Annotated in this window: 18 protein-coding genes and 1 pseudogene; 4 read left to right on the plus strand and 15 right to left on the minus strand. The window is 49.1% G+C overall.

The window, feature by feature from the left end; translation table 11 throughout:
- Window positions 1-7: 7 nt before the first annotated feature.
- The 5 genes from hemA to cyoA form a co-directional block, all read right to left on the minus strand.
- On the minus strand, window positions 8-1,222 hold the full coding sequence (gene hemA / locus Abin_RS00875) for a 5-aminolevulinate synthase (protein WP_048844493.1): 1,215 nt from the start codon (window positions 1,220-1,222) through the stop codon (window positions 8-10).
- Between the two features lie 228 nt (window positions 1,223-1,450).
- Window positions 1,451-1,771, minus strand: coding sequence for a cytochrome o ubiquinol oxidase subunit IV (locus tag Abin_RS00880; protein WP_218026287.1), 321 nt, complete (start codon window positions 1,769-1,771; stop codon window positions 1,451-1,453).
- Window positions 1,772-1,806: 35 nt separating this feature from the next.
- On the minus strand, window positions 1,807-2,418 hold the full coding sequence (gene cyoC / locus Abin_RS00885) for a cytochrome o ubiquinol oxidase subunit III (protein ID WP_006559938.1): 612 nt from the start codon (window positions 2,416-2,418) through the stop codon (window positions 1,807-1,809).
- Window positions 2,418-4,394: a cytochrome o ubiquinol oxidase subunit I gene (cyoB, locus tag Abin_RS00890; protein ID WP_048844494.1), complete on the minus strand. Its 1,977-nt coding sequence runs from the start codon at window positions 4,392-4,394 to the stop codon at window positions 2,418-2,420. Before cyoB ends, cyoC begins: the two co-directional genes overlap by 1 nt.
- A complete protein-coding gene (cyoA, locus tag Abin_RS00895) occupies window positions 4,394-5,308 on the minus strand; it encodes a ubiquinol oxidase subunit II (RefSeq protein ID WP_006559303.1) in 915 nt (304 codons plus the stop codon). Before cyoA ends, cyoB begins: the two co-directional genes overlap by 1 nt.
- 665 nt (window positions 5,309-5,973) lie before the next feature.
- Here cyoA and Abin_RS00900 point away from each other — a divergent pair.
- Entirely contained in the window at window positions 5,974-6,567 is a 594-nt protein-coding gene (locus Abin_RS00900) for a redoxin domain-containing protein (protein WP_048844495.1), read from the plus strand.
- Here Abin_RS00900 and Abin_RS00905 read toward each other — a convergent pair.
- From Abin_RS00905 to Abin_RS00945, 9 genes are read right to left on the minus strand one after another with little or no spacing between them, the layout of a single operon-like run.
- Window positions 6,559-8,334 (minus strand): AMP-binding protein, encoded by a 1,776-nt coding sequence (locus tag Abin_RS00905; RefSeq protein ID WP_048844496.1) that lies wholly within the window; start codon window positions 8,332-8,334, stop codon window positions 6,559-6,561. The genes Abin_RS00900 and Abin_RS00905 overlap by 9 nt on opposite strands.
- Before the next feature lie 15 nt (window positions 8,335-8,349).
- Window positions 8,350-9,597 carry an MSMEG_0569 family flavin-dependent oxidoreductase gene (locus Abin_RS00910; RefSeq protein ID WP_048844497.1) on the minus strand — a complete coding sequence of 416 codons (1,248 nt, stop codon included), beginning with the start codon at window positions 9,595-9,597 and terminating at the stop codon, window positions 8,350-8,352.
- A gap of 14 nt (window positions 9,598-9,611) precedes the next feature.
- Window positions 9,612-9,899 (minus strand): MSMEG_0570 family nitrogen starvation response protein, encoded by a 288-nt coding sequence (locus Abin_RS00915; protein WP_006559300.1) that lies wholly within the window; start codon window positions 9,897-9,899, stop codon window positions 9,612-9,614.
- Window positions 9,892-11,064, minus strand: coding sequence for an MSMEG_0565 family glycosyltransferase (locus tag Abin_RS00920; protein ID WP_048844498.1), 1,173 nt, complete (start codon window positions 11,062-11,064; stop codon window positions 9,892-9,894). The genes Abin_RS00915 and Abin_RS00920 overlap by 8 nt, the downstream gene beginning before the upstream one ends.
- Window positions 11,061-12,032 carry a sll0787 family AIR synthase-like protein gene (locus Abin_RS00925; RefSeq protein ID WP_048844502.1) on the minus strand — a complete coding sequence of 324 codons (972 nt, stop codon included), beginning with the start codon at window positions 12,030-12,032 and terminating at the stop codon, window positions 11,061-11,063. The genes Abin_RS00920 and Abin_RS00925 overlap by 4 nt, the downstream gene beginning before the upstream one ends.
- Window positions 12,032-12,595, minus strand: coding sequence for an MSMEG_0567/Sll0786 family nitrogen starvation N-acetyltransferase (locus tag Abin_RS00930; RefSeq protein WP_048844499.1), 564 nt, complete (start codon window positions 12,593-12,595; stop codon window positions 12,032-12,034). The genes Abin_RS00925 and Abin_RS00930 overlap by 1 nt, the downstream gene beginning before the upstream one ends.
- Window positions 12,592-13,701 (minus strand): MSMEG_0568 family radical SAM protein, encoded by a 1,110-nt coding sequence (locus Abin_RS00935; protein ID WP_006559296.1) that lies wholly within the window; start codon window positions 13,699-13,701, stop codon window positions 12,592-12,594. The genes Abin_RS00930 and Abin_RS00935 overlap by 4 nt, the downstream gene beginning before the upstream one ends.
- A complete protein-coding gene (locus Abin_RS00940) occupies window positions 13,698-14,681 on the minus strand; it encodes a Nit6803 family nitrilase (protein WP_006559295.1) in 984 nt (327 codons plus the stop codon). Before Abin_RS00940 ends, Abin_RS00935 begins: the two co-directional genes overlap by 4 nt.
- Window positions 14,682-14,704: 23 nt before the next feature.
- Window positions 14,705-15,187: an MSMEG_0572/Sll0783 family nitrogen starvation response protein gene (locus Abin_RS00945; protein ID WP_006559294.1), complete on the minus strand. Its 483-nt coding sequence runs from the start codon at window positions 15,185-15,187 to the stop codon at window positions 14,705-14,707.
- A gap of 444 nt (window positions 15,188-15,631) precedes the next feature.
- On the opposite strand from Abin_RS00945, the gene Abin_RS00950 reads away from it, so the two are divergent.
- A complete protein-coding gene (locus Abin_RS00950) occupies window positions 15,632-17,035 on the plus strand; it encodes an aminotransferase-like domain-containing protein (protein WP_006559293.1) in 1,404 nt (467 codons plus the stop codon).
- Between the two features lie 230 nt (window positions 17,036-17,265).
- On the opposite strand, the pseudogene Abin_RS00955 reads toward Abin_RS00950, so the two are convergent.
- Window positions 17,266-17,946, minus strand: a pseudogene (locus Abin_RS00955) (transposase); the annotation flags it as partial.
- A 69-nt stretch (window positions 17,947-18,015) separates the two neighbouring features.
- Here Abin_RS00955 and Abin_RS00960 point away from each other — a divergent pair.
- Both Abin_RS00960 and Abin_RS00965 read left to right on the plus strand, forming a co-directional pair.
- Window positions 18,016-18,285 carry a transposase gene (locus Abin_RS00960; RefSeq protein WP_238527117.1) on the plus strand — a complete coding sequence of 90 codons (270 nt, stop codon included), beginning with the start codon at window positions 18,016-18,018 and terminating at the stop codon, window positions 18,283-18,285.
- A gap of 201 nt (window positions 18,286-18,486) precedes the next feature.
- On the plus strand, window positions 18,487-18,792 hold the full coding sequence (locus Abin_RS00965) for a tyrosine-type recombinase/integrase (protein ID WP_255319406.1): 306 nt from the start codon (window positions 18,487-18,489) through the stop codon (window positions 18,790-18,792).
- The last annotated feature ends 9 nt before the right edge of the window (window positions 18,793-18,801 follow it).

The raw sequence follows: 18,801 nt of genomic DNA on the forward strand, positions 1-18,801 counted from the left end.
ATGAAGATTATTTTTTTGGAATCCAATTGATATTTTTATCAATTTTTAAAAATGAATTTATCAGTAAATCCATATCATCTTCGGTGTGGTAGGGGGTTACTGTAACACGCATACGCTCCTGCCCTTTAGGAACTGTGGGGTAGTTAATGGGCTGAACGTAAATATTGTATTCATCAAGCAATTTATCAGTGAGCTGCCTGCATAAATGAGCGTCACCTACGATAACAGGCAAAATATGGGTCTCTGTGTCCAACACTGGAATGCCTGCATCTTGCATTTTCTTCTTCAGTATCTTGACATTATAGGCTTGCTTCTCGCGACCTTCTGGATGCTTCCTTATATGCTTGATGGCTGCCAGCGCACCAGCCGCAACATAAGGCGGAAGCGAGGTAGAAAAAATAAAGCTGCTTGCCAAACTTCTGATCACATCAATGAGCGCTTTGGGGCCTGTTATATACCCACCCATGACACCAAAAGCTTTTGCGAGAGTACCTTCAATAATTGTTAAGCGATCAGACAACCCATCTCGCTCTGCAATCCCGCCGCCGTGTGGCCCATACAGGCCAACAGCATGCACTTCATCAAGATAGGTGAGTGCGTTGTATTTATCAGCAACATCACAAATTTCTTTAATGGGTGCTATGTCACCGTCCATACTATAGACGCTTTCAAACGCGACAATTTTTGGACGCGCAGGGTCAACCTGCTTCATCAACTCATCTAAATGGGCATAATCATTATGTCTAAAAATGTATTTTTCAGCACCGGAGCGGCGAATGCCCTCTATCATTGAGTTATGATTAAGAGCATCTGAAAAAATAACACAATCTGGGAAAATATGCCCGAGTGTGCCAAGTGCTGCCAAATTAGAGATCCAGCCGGAAGTAAAAATCAGACCTGACTCTTTATGATGCAGACTAGCTAACTCACTTTCAAGATCAACATGCTGCTTATTGGTGCCAGAAATATTACGCGTACCCCCCGTGCCTGCACCGCATTGATCTAACGTCTCGTGCATAGCCGTTAAAACAGCAGGGTGCTGCCCCATACCAAGGTAATCGTTACTGCACCACACAGTTACGGGCTCTTTACTCCCATCAGGTTTATAACGCAGTGCTGTAGGGAAATCTCCTGCAAGCCTTTCCAGCTCGATAAATGTTCTGTAACGACCATCATTTTTCATTTCAGAAATAAGATGCTCACATTTTTCTGTGAAGTTCATATACACCACCATCTTGTTAGCTGGAGAACAGCCAACCCCTACACCCAACCGGTTTCAGACTATTTTATATATTTGTATGCTTTTTATGCATATAATGCAATGAGCTTTGAACAAACTCAACTGCATGGCTGACTAACCATTTTAAATGTAAAAAACCCTATGACCGTAAGGTCATAGGGTTTTTAAACTACTCAACTCTGTTTTCTGATTTTTTAAAAACCAGATTTTTTACTGATGCAGCATCGCATCCGATGTCGACATGTGCATAGGCATCATGTTGACATTTGCGTTGTGCATAACCCACAGAGACAAGCCAACAATTACCACAATAAGCATGACCGTTAAGATCAGATAAACTGTGTTTTCACGGTGTTCTGGGGCAAGGCCAAGGTGCAAAAAGAAGTATAATTGCGCAATAAGCTGCAACACACCCAGAATAACGACTACTGGCATAATCATATCATGGGGAAGCACACCCCACATAACTGCGCCAAAAGCCAAGATTGTCAGGATGAGAGAAAGCGCGAACCCAATGACTGAGTTGCTCATGCTGTGTCCATCGTTATGTGCGGTATTTTTTTCCATTACAAAACACCTCCGAGATATACGATGGAGAAAACACAGACCCAAACAAGGTCAAGAAAATGCCAGAACAGACTTAAGCATGCAATGCGACGTTCCATTACAGCATTAAGACCAAACTTGGAGACCTGGTGCATAATAACACCAAGCCACAGCAGGCCCATAGTAACGTGCAAGCCATGCGTGCCTACCAAGCCGAAATAAGCTGACAAGAATGCGCTACGACCAGGGCCTGCATTTTCAGCAATCAGATGGCTGAATTCATGCACTTCCATGCCGATAAAAGCCAGACCGAGCAAGAAAGTAAGAGCCAACCATGCCAGAGCACCACCCTTATTCTGTTTATGCACATTGATAACAGCCACACCAAAGGTGAAGCTGCTCAAAAGCAGAAAAAGAGTTTCTACAGCAACATAGTTTAGGTCAAAGAGCTGCTTGGCGCCCGGAGCCCCTGCTGTAGCATTAGCCAACACCCCAAATGTTGCAAAAAGAGATGCAAAAATAAGGCAGTCGGTCATCAGATACAGCCAGAAGCCTACAATAGTCTTCTTGCTGTCATCATGTGCGTGATGATGTGCACCGTCATCTGCATGAATAGAAGAGACGCTACTCATTATACACCTCCCTTAGCAGCATGAGCATACTGAGCTTCGATACGCTCAACTTCAGCCGCAGGAACATAGTAGTCCGTATCCATATCGTACGTTCGAACGATAAATGTCGCGATTGCACCAACAAAGCCAATGATTGCCAGCCACCAGATGTGCCAGACAAGCGCGAAGCACATAATGAAGCCAAAGATCGCAATAATGAAGCCCGTGCCTGTATTGCGCGGCATATGAATATCTTCATATGGACGTACAGTGTTGGGGTCTATTCCGGCCTTCTTGTCATCCCAATGCTGTTCCAAAGACGTAACAACGGGGGTATGGGCAAAGTTATAGAACGGAACAGGTGAATGCGTAGCCCATTCAAGACTGCGACCTTCCCAAGGATCGCCTGTTACATCGGCATTGATTTTGCGGTCGCGGATGCTGACGGCAAGCTGGATAAGAATAGCGACAGTTCCGATACCGATAAGAACAGCACCAACAAAAGCCACGTTCAGATAAGGTACCCAGTCAGGCTGGTTAAAGTGGTTCAGACGACGTGTCATACCCTTGAAACCGAGCACGTACATTGGGGTCCAGGCAAGCCAGTAACCAATGAACCAGAACCAGAAGGCAATTTTACCCCAGGTTTCGTTTAACGTGAAGCCAAATGCTTTAGGGAACCAGAAGTTCAGACCGGCAAACAGAGCAAAAACAACGCCACCGATAATCACGTTATGGAAGTGAGCAACCAAGAACAGACTGTTGTGAACAACGAAGTCAACACCCGGAATAGCAAGCATAACGCCTGTCATACCACCGAAAGCAAAGGTCGCCATAAAGCCAATCGACCAAAGCATTGAGGAGTGATAGCGAATACGGCCCTTATACATGGTGAAGAGCCAGTTAAAGAGCTTAACACCGGTCGGGATAGAAATAAGAGAAGTCATAATGCCGAAAAAGGCATTAACGTCCGCACCGGAACCCATTGTGAAGAAGTGGTGAAGCCAGACAAAGAAAGATAGCACACCAATGGAGCAGGTTGCATAAACCATGCCCTTATAACCAAACAGCGGTTTGCCACTGAAAGTTGAAACAACTTCAGAATAGACACCAAAGGCAGGCAGAACAAGAACGTAAACTTCTGGATGACCCCAAACCCAAATAAGGTTGATGTACATCATGGCGTTACCGCCAAGTTCGTTCGTGAAGAAGTGCATACCCAGCATACGGTCTGCAGAAAGCAGTGCCAAGGTTGCGGTAAGCACCGGGAAAATAGCAACGATAAGTATATTGGTAATGAGCGCTGTCCAGGTAAACACTGGCAGGCGCATGAAGGTCATGCCGGGAGCGCGCATTTTAAAGATGGTCATGATGAAGTTGATACCAGAGATCAAAGTACCCAGACCGGAAAGCTGGAGTGCCCAGATAAAGTAATCAACCCCGACTGTCGGGCTGTAACCCAGCTCTGACAATGGAGGGTAAGCCACCCAGCCTACAGCGGCAAAATCACCGATGAAGAGGGAGATCATGACCAGAATACCACCCATAACTGTCAGCCAGAAGCTGAAGGAGTTAAGGAATGGGTATGCAACGTCTCGCGCGCCGATCTGGAGCGGCACAACAAAATTCATCAGACCAAGGATGAATGGTGTCGCCACAAAAAAGATCATGATCACGCCGTGAGCCGTGAAGATCTGGTCATAATGATGCGGAGGCAAATAGCCTGCACCACCTGTTGCTGCCAGCGCTTGCTGAAGACGCATCATAAGTGCATCAGCAAACCCACGCAGCAGCATAACGACTGCAAACAAGATATACATAATGCCGATACGTTTATGATCGACAGACGTAATCCAGTCAGTCCAAAGATATTGCCATTTGCCGTAATATGTAACGAGACCTAAAATGGCTACGCCTAGCAAGGCGACAACCACAAAGGTCCACACGACGATTGGTTGATCGAGGGGTAACGCCTCGATGCCTAGTTTCCCTAGCATCAATGGTTCTCCATAACTACGCTACCGGATTGCGTGCAGTGGGACACATCACCCTCGCGGCGCAATGAGTTTTCCTGAGTGCAGTCATATTGCGTTGTAATTGCCTGAAAAAGTTCAGACTTTACCGAGCCATAAACTGTTTCTGGGTTGTCTTCACTATCTTTGCGCAATGCCAGATAAGCTGTGTCATCCAGAGCGTTTGTAGAGTTATGTGCGTCTTTCACCCACGCGTTAAACTGCTCATCGGTCTGCACATGAGCCGGGAAGTGCATACCAGAGAAGCCTGGGCCACTAAACGCAGTAGAGCGACCTGGGTAAGTCCCAACTTCGGTACCCATAAGATGAAGCTGTGTTTCCATACCGGCCATGGCGTAAATTTGGCTGCCAAGCTGAGGAATGAAAAAGGAGTTCATGTTAGAATCGGACGTTAAATGAAAATTGATTGGCCGATTTACAGGAATATTGAGGACATTCACTGTCGCCACACCATATTGTGGGTAAATGAAGAGCCACTTCCAATTCAATGCAACGACATCAACCTCAACTGCGGCAGCGGCAGAGTCGAGTTTTCTGTATGGATCAAGCGCATGTGTCGTAACCCAGATCCGCCACCCCAGAAAGGCTACGATTGCTATGGGGATACCCCACACGACAATTTCAATTGCCGTAGAGTGGTGCCATGTGGGATCGTGCTTAGCGTTAGGATTACTTGCTCTGTAATGCCACGCAAAAAACAGCGACAATGCCACAACAGGAATAACCACACACAACATGACACCCATGCTGAGCAATATAAGGTTCTTTTCCTGCTCACCAACTGAACCTTTAGGATTCAGCAATTCCAAATCGCTACAGCCACTCAATGCTAAAGTGGCCATAAGCAATAGTAAATACTTGCCCTTACTATACGACATCGCGTCCTCTCTTCGGATCTACGCGCCTTCTCAAGCCATACAAAAACTGGCTTTCACAGAAGACTTTAAGTGACCGCCTATCCATTTCGATCACACCTTCCCTTCAAACATCTTTCCAGCGCGGTCACCCCACAAAAAGCAGGACCACGCAAACACCAGGACAACTCAGAATCAGTCACAAAATGCATGGATTGATTCTTTCAATACCCCTATACTCTTCTTTTAAACAAAAGACATATACCATACAAGATTTCAGCTATGCCAAAACAATCCTCCTCGTTTTTCATCGAAAAAAAATTTGCTTATGCCAAATTATTAGAAATAAAATTCTATACAACAAATGATTTTAGAATAAGAAACAATAAAATTATGATATTAACTTTGATTTTTATATAATTAGATTTGTTTATAATTTATAATTATTGTTTTTCCTATTTTTTATAGAAAAATTTCTTTTTTGACCAAGCTTTTTGTGTTATATTTTGTTTTGTATCTTTTTTTTGCATACATTTGCTATTGAAAAATAAAATACAATCCTCTAAGTAGGAATCGTCCTATTCCTTCGCACGGTTAGGACATCAACTTAGTCGTAGGGTGGTGTAATACCGGTTACACCACCCTACTCTAGTGAGAGCAAACCTCTTCAGGATTCGTAAGTCTAAAGCATGCAGGCACCTCTATGTCTTGGCGATCAGGCTCCTCTATTTTCTGCACGCTCGACAGAAGGTGATTTCTCATTAGACAATTTTCCCGGGCACTGGCTGTTTTTATTGTTTTGTCACGAAGCTTTTGATGCAATTGCAACCACAGAAATTGTTTCATTAAGCGGCAACATCGGTCTTTTCTCTAAAAAAAAATGTCAGCCGCTTATAATAACTGGCAGTAGCCTATTTTCAAATCTTGCATGGCTTCATTCCATTCATCACCACAATACTGTTGAAATGGATTTACCTATTATTGAAGATCCAACTTATGAAATTTTTAACGCTTATCAATGCCATAACTATAAAAAGAAAAACCGCTCTTTTTTCTTAATAGACTCAATGAACAACATTAGATGGGTATGCCATTACCCATCTAATGTTGGGCTTGATATAGAAGAAATTTTAAGAACTCTTACTGCATTACAACATAATGACCAGAATAACACACTAAGCCCTGCTGACTGGCACCCAGGAGAGCCAAATATTTTTCACACAGTATCAGACAGAAAAACCATGATCTCCATGGGAGAGAAATGGTTTTATTGCCTACAGTGAAATCTGCTTCCTCAGAATTTTTCCTGAACGCGTCGTTGGTAGCTGCGCCACAAAGTGTACGTCTTTAAGGCCTACCCACTTCCCTATTGTCTGGTTAACCTGCCCTATAATCTCAGAACGCATTACACTCATATTGGCCGCGTACTGTGGAGCGACAACAACGTAAGCAACAGGCCGCTGCCCCCTAAGGGCATCAGAGATAGCAACAACCGCGCAGGCGTAAACGGCTGGGTGGGACGAAATAATTTCCTCAATCTGCACACCTGAAATACGACGCCCCGCTACCTTAATCACGTCATCAGAACGCCCCAGCATATGAACCGCACGATCTGCGGTGATCGTGCCTTCATCAAACGTGCGGTAATAATAACCTGATTCATCACAATAACTTGCAGGGACCATGATGTTACCACTCTGCCAAACACCCGCAAGACAACCGGGCGGCAGAGGCAGTTTCAGGGCAATTTCTCCACCCGGCTCCTCTGGCACAGAAGGCATAATAGCTGGAAAAAACCCTGGTACTGGTCGCCCAATATCATTCATGAGCGCTTTTGGTTCCTGTTCCGGCAGGCCGAAAAAATGCGCTGTAATGCTCCACCCGGTTTCTGTCTGCCACCAATGGTTGACCACGGGCCTTTGGAAATACGAACGTGCCCATCCTAACAATGTGGGCTCAGCATATTCGCCAGCAACAAAAATACGGGCAAGTTCTGGTAAAAGCACGCCGGCAAGATTACGGCTTTCCTGCCGTATAACCCGCAATTGAGTGGGTGTTGTAAACAGGCACTTTACCGCATGATCTTGGCACAGCATTCGCATAGCTGAGGCCGAAACATTGCCCTCCACAACAAGACTGGTGCATCCACTCAGCAACGGTGCGTACACACCGTAAGAATGCCCGACCACCCAACCAAGGTCAGAGGTTGTAAAAAAGACATCACCCGGTTTGCAGTCATAAATTAACGGCATGGACAAGGCCAATGCAACCGCATGGCCACCATTGTCGCGCACAATGCCCTTGGGTTTACCTGTGGTGCCAGACGTATGAAGAATATAAAGCGGGTCTTCAGAATGAACGGGGACAGGCGCTACAGGGGTGGACTGTTCCAGACTATAAAAATCATGATCGCGCACGGGCAGTAAGGGCGCCGGGCAGGCCTCACGTTGTGCAATAACGCAAGCCTTGGGCTTATACGCAGCAATACGCAAAGCATCATTTAAGATCGGCATGGCCGGAAGAGCCGTTTGCCCCTGAAAGCTGCAACTGGCAATGATAATAACCTTAGGAGCAACATCTTCAATCCGGCCTGCAAGTTCTGCCGCTGCGTACCCGGCAAAAACCACAACATGCACAGCGCCCAGACGGGCACAGGCCAACATGGCGATTGCAGTCTCAACGAGTGTGGGCATGGCGATCAGAACGCGATCCCCCTTTTCCACACCAAGAGCACGCAGGCCACCAGCAAACCCGGCTACCCTGCCCTGCAACTCTCTATACGTGACCACCTGCTGCTCTTTGGTGGCACAGGAACGCCAGATAAAAGCCGTCTGCGTGCCTCGTCCCTGCTCAACGTGCCGATCTATGGCGTTGTAGCAGGTATTGAGGACGCCACCGGCAAACCAGTCATGCCAGCCGTCTGCACGGTTCTGGCAGGCAATGGTAGGAGCCTGCTGCCATGTGATACGTTGCGCGGCCTCTAACCAGAACGCTTCTGGTTGGTTTAAGGCGGCATCCGCCATTGCCTCGTATGTTGTCCATGGCAGCATAATGCCGACTCTCCTTTAGGCTACAGGCACATCTTTTCCGGTAATCTGGCTTGCCAGCCACGCAGCATCACGCGAGACACCGGAGAAACGACCTGACCCCCATGTATGCAACCAGGGTAGGCCGAGAAAATAGAAGCCCGGCAGATCTGTAACACCCCTATGCCATACGGGCTTATTTGCGCCATTGAACACAGGAACATCAATCCAGCGATAATCCGGACGGAAACCGATGCACCAGATGATTGAGGTAATACCAGCGGCTTTTAAATCCAGTGGCGTATTGCTCCCGTCTGGTTGCCACACGGGCACATAAGGGTCTTCAACCGGTGCGCTTATGCCTTCACGCGCAATATACGCATCAATGGATTTTTTAATATCTGCATTTGTTTTATCAGCATCATCAAGGTTTTCTGTCAGATCTGGCAGAAAATGCGCTACCTCATCCCGAATGGTCTCGAGCGTTCCGTGCAGCCCCACACCGTTTTTCGCAAAAAGACGTAAGTCCAGATCATGGCCACCGTTTCGGCCTGTTACGTAATGGTTTGTTTTATCACGCGCACCATCACGCAACGGGTGATTTTCTACCGTTAAGTCATAAAACTTCATATCTGCCAGCCAGTCCACAACATCTTTCCCACGATAGAAGCGGGACACACGCGGAGCGGAACCGACACACAGATGCACTTTACGCTTTTCTAAAAACAGATCTTCGACAATTTGCGCACCAGACTGACCGCTACCTACAACCAGCACAGCTCCTTCTGGGAGTTGGTCTGCATTACGGTAATCTTGTGAATGCACCTGATAAATAGAAGACTCAATTGCGCTGGCATAACCGGGAATAACCGCATCCTGATATGCGCCAGAGGCAATTACAACGTGTTGCGCGAGCCATACGGTGCCGCCCGCCACAACACGATACCCACCACCGTCCTGCCGGGTGATGGACGTAACAGGCGTGTGCTCATGCAATGGGGGTGCAAAAGAATTTACGAAACCTTTTACGTACTCAATAATTTCCTGCTTTACCATAAACCCGTGCGGGTCTTTTCCTGTGTACGGGTGGCCAGGCAATTCACATTGCCAGTTGGGAGTAACAAGGCAGAAATTATCCCATCGTTCATCATCCCACGAATGACAGGCTGTTTTAGCTTCAAAAACGATATGCTCCACCTTTTCCCGGCAAAGGTACCAGCTCATGGAAAGGCCAGCTTGTCCACCGCCAACAATAATAACAGGAATGCTTTTTTCGGTCTGTGTCATAGCGAGATCCGTTTTTAGAAAGTGAGGGTTAGAACGCGTACTTGAGCGTCTGGTATAGTTGAAAACTGCGCGCAGGCTTGTTTAATACTGTGCAACTGCCCAAGGGCACGGCTACAGGGAAAACCATACCGCGCACGCACCCGCTCACTGGCTTCGGTTAATGCGTCATTGGCTTTTTGTAAGAAATCAGGGAGTGTGTAATCCTGATTCTGCGTAAAGTAGTCCTGAATAACCAAAGAAGGAGAGTAACACTCAACCTCTTTTCCATCAGGCCAGCGCACACGAAATGTCATTTCAGGCATGGGTAGAAACTTCTTGATTGGGGGCACTGGTGTGAGAAAAACCCGCCAGATGCCGGTAAACAGGAAAATGACGCGCTGCCACTGCTTGCCATGTAAAGCGACTGGCAGTGGCAGGGCCTTTCACGCTAAAGCGCTCTTGATTTTGCGGTGTCAGGGCATCACGCAGTGCCAAAAGCAGAGTATCGGGATGGCCTGAGCGGCACCACAGCACGTCTTCTGGTGCAAAATGTTCCGTAAAGGGCGGCATGTCTGGCACAATAACAGGTGTACCACAGGCCAAGGCCTCCAGCGGGCACAAGCCAAATCCTTCTGTGCTGGACGGATATGCCAGAACTGCCGCCTGCCGGTAAAAAGCGGGCATATCGTCCTCCGCCACGGGACCCGTGAGCGTGACATGTGCGCTCTCACCACTCTCCTTCTGGCGGGTATCAAACAGTGTGCGGTAGGAAGAGTGATCCAGAAGGGATGCACCACCTACCACAACCAGATGTAGGTCTGCGCCCTGTTGGCGTAGCGCGATAAAAGCATCAAGAAGCTGCACTGTGTTTTTACGGCGTTCCACCCCGCCCACAGCCAAGATAAGACGTTTACCAGACGGTAAATGGTAGCGTGCGCGAAGTGTCGCATCTTGAGTTGTGGGCAGAGAGGTAAAGCGTATGGGGTCAACCCCATTACCCACTACTGGCGCTTTTAAACCATACTGCTCGCTCAGGTGCTTTTCCCACACTGCGCTGACACTCAACAGACTTGTCGCCGCTGTAAACCCACGCTCTTGCCGGGCCGCAAGAAGAGGGTTGGTAAAACTGTCCAGATGATGCACCGTGCGCGCAAAAGCTTTTATTTTTCCCTCAGCTTGTAAATCAGCCAGAGCGTTGCTGCTGATGGGGTCTTGGGCATGCAGCACATCAAAAGTTCTGCCACGCAGGGCGTCTTTTATCTCGCCTATGCGACGCTCCACCAGTGTGGGTAAATCCCTTTCTGGCACAGCAGGAATACACAAGGTGGCGCAACGCGGTGTACGAAAAAAACCTCTGCCGGTATCATCCGGGGCAATGAGGGTAACATCATGCCAGGCATCATGCAGGGCTTCGGCCAGAGCCATGCCATGCACAACCCCACCACGCGGGTTAGTAGAATGGGTCAGAATACCAATGGACAACCTCATGCGCTCAACCCCATAAGCGGCGTTTGGGTCAGATCCCAAAAAGTTTCCACCTCATTGCCCCACTTTACGTCTAGGCGCTGTGTGGTGGTACACTGTCCAATAGCCTGTGCGGCAATACCGCGCTCCTGAAACCGATTGAGAATTTCAGAAACGTTTTCGGGCCGGGCCGTTAAAATATAACCATAGCTAGGAAAGGCCGATAACCAGCGCTCCATAGGCACGTCGTCTGGCCGGGGCACGATATCGAGCGTAATGTTCATACCAACACCCGAACATTCTGCCAGCATAAGGGCCGTCCCCAATAGTCCCGCCATGCTAATGTCTTTAGCCGCATGGCTTAGGCCGTCTTCTGCAAGACGCGGCAGAACCTCCAGATCATCCCGAAGACGGGCGCTCTCTTTTGTGCCGCACAGAGCGGAACTCGCATCCCAGAACGGATGCGGGTCATGCCAGCGGCCACGTAAATCTATAGCCGCAATCAGCACTTCACCGGGTTGTGCATCAAAGCTGGTCAGTAGGCGGCATGCACGACCCAATATGGCAACCGAAAGCGAATTATGGGTGCTACGCATATTGGTATGCCCACCAACAACAGGCACACCGTAAGTAGACGCACCATCTTGCAGGCCCTTGACCACCATGGCTGCGGCCTCAGAAGTCTCACTCCACACTGCATCAACGACAGCTATGGGCCGCCCGCCCATCGCGGCAATGTCACTGGTATTGACCATGACACCGCAATACCCCGCAAACCATGGCATGGCCCGCACAAAGCTATCTTGAAAGCCCTCGCTGGCCAGCAGCAAATAGCCATCACCATCAGGAATGGCAGCGCAGTCATCTCCCAAGCGGATTGCTGTAGTGTTTGCCTGTGGCAAAAGGGCTGCAACTGCCGCAATATCCTGCTTGGCAGCCAAGGCACGGCTCTGCCTTAGCGTGCTCAGCAGCGCTTTCAAAGCTTCCGCCATTATGCCACCTGCCGGGTGCGAGGTTGCGGGCGCAGCAGCCATGTTTGCTCCTGACCGTGCGGCGGATAGCGTGAAAGGTCAGCTTCCATGTCGTGATGTGGCAACCCGTGCAGGGTTATGGCGCCTAGACTTTTCCAGTGTAGACGCCGAAAGAACAGAACGTTCTGCTCCTGAACCTGTGCCAGAAATTGCCTCGCCCCCAAGCCGTGCGCCGTGCTGACCGCCATACGGATAAGCTCTGCGCCAATACGCCCAAGTTTGCGATGGTCGGCCTGCACCGCCAAGCGGGAACCACGCCACACGCCCGGTTCTGGCTCGTGAATGCGCACCGCCCCCACAACCCGGTCTGGCATACCCGCCATGCAACAGGCTGCAATGATGGGTATGGCGGTTTGGTCAATGACGTCCCGGTCGTCTTGAGCAAACACCTTTTGCTCTTTACAGAAAACCTCCCGGCGCAGGGCATGGTAGCCTGCCCGCTCCCACGGCGTGCGTGCAAGGCGCACCACGTACTCGGTCGGGATAAAGGGGCCGCTTTCAAAGCCCTCAATCAGCTCCCTCATTGTTCGTAAGCCGACAGGGAAGAACATGCCCCGCACCGCCCGCACCCTGCCCGGATGTCGGTGGACTTCATGTTCGCGGCCCGCAACATCTGACCAAGCGGTGCTAACACTGATTTCATGAAATCAGCCGAAGGTGGTGTGTGATTTTCAAGGGGTGTGCCCGATATGGGAACAAACGGCACCACAAAGGGATAAACTCCGAGTGCTATCAGGCGCTCAGCCAGAGACAGAATATCCTGAGCACTATCCCCCAAGCCTGCCAGAATGTAGGTGTTCACCTGCCCACGCCCAAAAATAGGCACTGCGCTGGCAAACGCATCCATATAACGGTCAACGCTGACAGTTGCTTTGCCCGGCATAATCTTTTCACGCACAGGCTGTGTTGCAGCTTCAAGGTGCATACCCAAACTATCGGCCCCGGCATCCCGCAGCCGCTGGAACCACGCATGCTCACGCGGCGGCTCACACTGAACCTGAAGAGGCAGTGCAACCGCAGCCTTAATGGCGCGGGCGGACTCAGCCAATACGGCGGCACCCCGGTCAATCACATTCGGCGTACCGGTTGTGAGCACCATGTCGCGCACGCCATCAAGTTCTACTGCCGCCTTAGCCACCTCTGCCAGTTGGGCTGGGGTTTTATACGCAATGGTCCGATCTGCTTCGAGCGACTGGCCGATGGCACAGAACTGGCAAGACTTACGCCTATCAGCGTAGCGAATACAGGTTTGGTGCACTGTCGTTGCCAAGGTATCGCGCCCATGCAGAAGGGCGATTTTCCAGTAAGGAATACCGTCCGCAGTGCTCAAGCCATAAAAGCGTGGCGCGGCCGGAAAATGGATTGTGCCAAGAGCCTGCCCATCTTTCACCAAAGTACTCGCCCCGCTGCTATCAGGCTTGCTGGCCTGAAAAGGAGAACGACGGGCACCCGAGGTATAAACCGGCACCATAATAGTCTGGCCCGCAATGGTAATGGTTTTATGATCTGAAGGCCCTGCCCCACCTTTACGGGAGATACCCCCTGTTTCTTCTCCAATTTGCAGGCCAAAAGACTGCAAATCTGTCACAAGCTTACGCCCAGACAGGGTGCCAAGTGTTGGAACTGTCATGCTGTGGCTCCATTCTTAACGAATGCCACAGCGCCCTCTTGTTCATGCTCTCCAACATAATGCACTGTGCGTGCAGGCTGCTTGTTATGCAGTAAGCTCAGAAGTTCCGGCCGTGCATAATGTCCTACTGAATCCATCATGCGTTTGCGTTTGGTTATCAGGGCAAAATCAAGGTCGGCTATCACCATGCCCTCCCCTTCCGTTAACGGATCACCCAAAAACTTACCTTCTGGTGAGACAATGGCGGTGAAGCAGCCACCACGCAGCGGACCTTCCAATGCAGGGTCACGTGCGACCTCCTTGATCTGCTCTTCTGTCAGCCACCCTGTGGCGTTCACAACAAAACAGCCGGATTCCAACGCATGGTGACGGATTGTTACGGACATCTGGTCTGCAAAAATCTGACCGACAAGAGAACCCGGGAACTGGGCACAATGAATTTCTTCATGTTGCGTCATAAGTGCGTAGCGGGCCAATGGGTTATAATGCTCCCAACAGGCTAAAGCTCCTACGCGGCCCACGGCGGTGTCCACCACCTTTAATCCTGCACCATCTCCCTGTCCCCACACCATCCGCTCATGGTATGTGGGCGTAATTTTCCGACGTTTCAGCAGGATTTCGCCAGTGGCATCAAAAATGATTTGCGTATTGTAAAGTGTCCCTACGTCACGCTCATTGACGCCCAAGACAACCACCATGCCGGTTGCCCGCGCAGCTTCCGCCACCATATCCGTTACCGGACCGGGAATAACAACAGCGCGTTCATAAAGCGCCAGATGCTCCCCGCCAAAGCGAAAAGCAGGCTGAATGAAAGAGAAATATGGATAGTAAGGAATAAAGGTTTCGGGAAAGACCGCCAACTTTACGCCTTTTTCGGCGGCATCGCGGATGGCCTGACAGACTTTCCGGGCTGTACCCAAACCATCATCACCCAACACAGGGCTGATTTGAATAGCAGCAGCGCGAACGATACGAGACATGATGGCAGCCCTCCCCTCTACCCTTAGAGAGTCCAGGTATTCAGAATAAAGGCGTTGTCACGCCGGGCGAGCAGAATGACGTCCAGCACATCTTGCGGGTTAATAGGGGTAATGCCCGGAATAAGGTTGTGCTCACCGTAGCCGTACAGAGCCTGAAGCGCGAACCGGCAGGCATAAACCTTGCCGCCTTCTTCAATAATTTTTGCAATCTGCTTGTTACAGTTCATATGCCCGGGGAATGCTTCATCACCCAACCGTGGAAAACCGCGCTGCACCCCAAGGGTAACACCCGGCCCATAAAGCAGAACGGAGGTTTCAAACCCTTTACGAATAAGACGTGTTGCCTGAAGCAGGTTTACAAACCCCACTGACCCTTCGTTGGCAACTGTATGAAAGGTGATGAGTGCCTTTTCACCGGGCTTGGCTTTAACATCTTCGAAAACTTTGTTTTCATAATTAACAAAGCAATCACCATCTTTGTGGGGTGCGTGTTCGATTTCTGGCATGATACGTTTCCATTTCGCTTCGAGAATACAGTCAATCCTGCCTCGTAACGAAAAGTATGGCATGAACATTTTGAATTGTCGAACATGTAAATGCGTACATATCCATTCATTCTTTGTAATACGCCTTATTTTCAGGCCATCAAAGAATGACAATTTATATTTTTTGTGAAGACAATTTTGTAAGTGTATGATATAATTTCATTTTTATTGGGAAAATAAAAATCTTATATCTTCTATTTATCATACGAAAGCGAGGCATCAGCTAGGTACCCTCACATTCTATTCTTCTAAAGCGGAAAAGCATAACTCACTGAAATAAAATAGGAAAAAAATATCAAAAGCGAAATGTATGTAATAATATTTTTTATGTATGGACTTGATGGGAGACACTTCATTCACTATGTGCTACACAAAATTCAAAGTTAGGCCACCTAGGACAGAAAAATGAACACACATGAATTAATCAAAATCATGAAATTTTTTATCGAGAATAATCCTGGGCCCATTTACCTTTCCATTCCAAATGCTCTCATAGAAGCTATCAATAAAGGTGTAATTGGCGAAGGAGATAGACTGCCACCACAGCGCAGTTTAGCTAAAGAATTAGGCACCGATCTGACAACAATTACACGTTCTTTTTCAGAAGCACGTAAACAGGGGCTTATTGAGGCAACTGTAGGGCGTGGTACATTCATTAGAATCGGTGCATCAGAAACACGCTGGAAAAATACAAATCAGGCCGTGGTTGATCTTACGATGAATTTGCCACCAATCCCAGAAAACCCTTCCATAAAGAACCTCATCCAAACCGAACTTAGCAGCATTTTGCGCCAACAAGATCTGCACGCCCTGCTCTCTTACCGTATGACGGGGGGCACAACTGATGAACGAAAGCAGGCCTCCCGCTGGATATCACCCGTTATTGGGCAACGTAATGAGGACGACATTTTAATTGTCCCCGGTGCACAAGCCGCAATTGCTGCAATTGTGACAACGCTGCTGAAGGCAGGCGATGTGCTGGTTACTGACCGTTTTACCTATCCAGGCATACGAACCGTTTGTGCACAATTTAACATCATTATAAAAGGCATAGATAGTGATGCTGAAGGCATGCTACCCGATCAACTGGACGACGCGTGTTCACGCCTAAAACCACGCTTTATTTACTGCACGCCCACAATACAAAACCCGACGACATCAACCATGTCCATTGAACGGCGGAAACAGATACTTTCTATCGCGAGAAAAAATAATACCTATATTTTGGAAGATGATCCTTACAGCTTACTCTTAAAAAATCCCCTCCCAGCCTTAGCGCACCTAGAACCTTCTCGAGTGTTCTATGTTGCATCTCTGTCCAAAGTTATTTCCCCCTCTTTAAGGCTGGCGTTTATGTGCGCCCCGGACGTAGATCTCTCTACCCGAATAACAGCAGCCTTACGCGCCACAACTCTCACCAATTCCGGGTTAATGACAGCTCTTATAACCAGATGGATTGAAAAAGGAACAGCTACGCAAATTCTATCCGCAATACAAGAAGAGCTGTTAGAGCGTCAAAAAATTGCGAAAGATATTTTAGGGGATACACACTGCACTCATCCTGAAGGACCGCATATATGGCTCAAGCTACCCGAATGGTGGAGTAGTATAGATTTTGTGTCTTATGCCAGAAAGCAAGGACTTGGCTTAGTTCCCAGCAGCGTATTTACCGTAGAGGGCGAACCGCCTCAAAGAATTCGAATAGCTTTAGGAAGTGCCACAACCCGCGAAAATTTGGCTAATTCTCTCCGAGGGATTGCTGATTTAATGAATCATAAAAAGACATTTGGTTTTGAAAGTATTGTATAACTCTTAGCCACAGAAAACATGACAGTGGGTTCCTGAAAAACCCTCTGAAATTCTGATTACATTATATTTTAGCTGAATCCTGCTCTTACTAAACAATCTGGAGGGATCGAAGAACCCTTGATTGATGTGCTTGGGCGGTAATTTTGGGTTTTGGCGATTTGATTGACGGTTTTTGCGATGGCGTCCAGTCTGCGTTTTGAGCAGATTGGGAGTTGTCTCTCGCTGGATGGCTATGCGCTCGCGTTCAATCTTTCGAGGAAGAGGAGGCGGCGCATATTGTAGACGATATTGGCGAGCCCGATCCTCATGGTGGCTCGGCTGATACCGACAGTCCGGACAAACAGCCCCGTCTGTGACTTCTGATCGGCAAAGACATGCTCGACACGCGAGCGGATGACCGACTTTCCAGCATTTGATTTCTGGATATGCCGGGGCATAGGCTTGAGATGCGGCTTTTTGCGATGAACCTTGGAGACAAAGCCCTGCTTTTCCATGAAGTCTTCGTTGGCTTTTGAGCGATAGGCCGTGTCAGCCCAGACACTTGAGGCCGTATTGGTTTTATCCAGCAGCCCCTCTCTCAATCGCGCGCCATCACTGGCGGCGGCATGCGTTGTTTTCCATTTCCGGATGAACCGGTATTTCCGATCGATGGAAACATGCGATTTATAACCAAAGAACGGGATGGCGAGATCGCTGGATGGCATGGTTCCATCATCCTGTCGCTTCGCCTTCGTGAACTTCAGTGTCCAGCGCGCATGACGATCCTTGTGCGACAGCTTTGAGGGCTTGTCCTGCCAGTCTTCAGGAATACGTCCTTCCCGAAGATCGGCTTTCTCTGCATTGGTGTTCCGCTGCTTCGGAGCAGCTACCAGCGTGGCATCCAGGATCTGGCCTGACATCGGTAAATACCCTCCGGCAATCTGCTCAAGCTGCACCAGATCCGCCAGACGCGTGGAAGCATCCTCATGCAGGCGTTCCAGATGCGGTTCATACCAGTACCGCACGGCTGCAATCTCGCCGGGCCAGCCAACCTGCTGGCCGCCAAGAGCGGTGCCCAACTGAAAGCATGGAACGATGACGTCCATCGGACCCGGGGCCGGATCGAGAAGATCTTCGGCACCTGGAAGCGCAGCTATGGGTTACGCCGGATGCGATGGCGCGGTCTTGCCAAAGCAGCCATCCAGATCCACGTCACAGCCATTGCCTACAATCTCAGACGGACACTCAATATACTCGCTATAGCGGCATGATATGGTTGACACCATATCCCTCATGCAACGCGTTGTGCAGCGTACTCGGTTTGGAGAAAACAGGTATCAATACCGCGTTTCTTAATCAAATTGAGATGGCACCGACAATATCCACCACCCGCGCACAGGTCTCATAAACTCATTGAAGCCGGTATTCTGGCTCTTAAGGATACCTCAGACGCCCCATACCTCATTCCCGGATTGGAGACTTCAAAACAGGGTGTCAGGGGCGCAGCACTGGGACGAGCGTTCTCATTGCTTAAAGCCCGGATTGGCCTGCCAGCAGAAATCACCTTTCACTCATTCCGGCATACCGTATCGACTCAGCTCAGAAATGCCAAAGCCGACATTCGAGAAATATGGATTGACCGCCTGCTGGGTCATGAATCCACCCATAAGAGCCAAGGGACAACCACCTATCTGACTGGCATTTCAACAGCCAATCTCAGGCAAACCATTGAGGCAATCAGCTACCCGGAAACAGCCTTCAAAAAGGGAACGTTTTAAAAGGGAGCC

Source organism: Acetobacter indonesiensis, from assembly GCF_000963945.1.
GTDB classification, from domain to species: Bacteria; Pseudomonadota; Alphaproteobacteria; order Acetobacterales; family Acetobacteraceae; genus Acetobacter; species Acetobacter indonesiensis.

Coding starts and splice junctions, on each gene's coding strand:
- hemA (WP_048844493.1), bottom strand. CDS start 1,222: ATGAACTTCACAGAAAAATGTGAGCATCTTATTTCTGAAATGAAAAAT.
- Abin_RS00880 (WP_218026287.1), bottom strand. CDS start 1,771: ATGAGCAACTCAGTCATTGGGTTCGCGCTTTCTCTCATCCTGACAATC.
- cyoC (WP_006559938.1), bottom strand. CDS start 2,418: ATGAGTAGCGTCTCTTCTATTCATGCAGATGACGGTGCACATCATCAC.
- cyoB (WP_048844494.1), bottom strand. CDS start 4,394: ATGCTAGGGAAACTAGGCATCGAGGCGTTACCCCTCGATCAACCAATC.
- cyoA (WP_006559303.1), bottom strand. CDS start 5,308: ATGTCGTATAGTAAGGGCAAGTATTTACTATTGCTTATGGCCACTTTA.
- Abin_RS00900 (WP_048844495.1), top strand. CDS start 5,974: ATGCAGGCACCTCTATGTCTTGGCGATCAGGCTCCTCTATTTTCTGCA.
- Abin_RS00905 (WP_048844496.1), bottom strand. CDS start 8,334: ATGCTGCCATGGACAACATACGAGGCAATGGCGGATGCCGCCTTAAAC.
- Abin_RS00910 (WP_048844497.1), bottom strand. CDS start 9,597: ATGACACAGACCGAAAAAAGCATTCCTGTTATTATTGTTGGCGGTGGA.
- Abin_RS00915 (WP_006559300.1), bottom strand. CDS start 9,899: ATGCCTGAAATGACATTTCGTGTGCGCTGGCCTGATGGAAAAGAGGTT.
- Abin_RS00920 (WP_048844498.1), bottom strand. CDS start 11,064: ATGAGGTTGTCCATTGGTATTCTGACCCATTCTACTAACCCGCGTGGT.
- Abin_RS00925 (WP_048844502.1), bottom strand. CDS start 12,032: ATGGCGGAAGCTTTGAAAGCGCTGCTGAGCACGCTAAGGCAGAGCCGT.
- Abin_RS00930 (WP_048844499.1), bottom strand. CDS start 12,595: ATGAGGGAGCTGATTGAGGGCTTTGAAAGCGGCCCCTTTATCCCGACC.
- Abin_RS00935 (WP_006559296.1), bottom strand. CDS start 13,701: ATGACAGTTCCAACACTTGGCACCCTGTCTGGGCGTAAGCTTGTGACA.
- Abin_RS00940 (WP_006559295.1), bottom strand. CDS start 14,681: ATGTCTCGTATCGTTCGCGCTGCTGCTATTCAAATCAGCCCTGTGTTG.
- Abin_RS00945 (WP_006559294.1), bottom strand. CDS start 15,187: ATGCCAGAAATCGAACACGCACCCCACAAAGATGGTGATTGCTTTGTT.
- Abin_RS00950 (WP_006559293.1), top strand. CDS start 15,632: ATGAACACACATGAATTAATCAAAATCATGAAATTTTTTATCGAGAAT.
- Abin_RS00960 (WP_238527117.1), top strand. CDS start 18,016: ATGCGGTTCATACCAGTACCGCACGGCTGCAATCTCGCCGGGCCAGCC.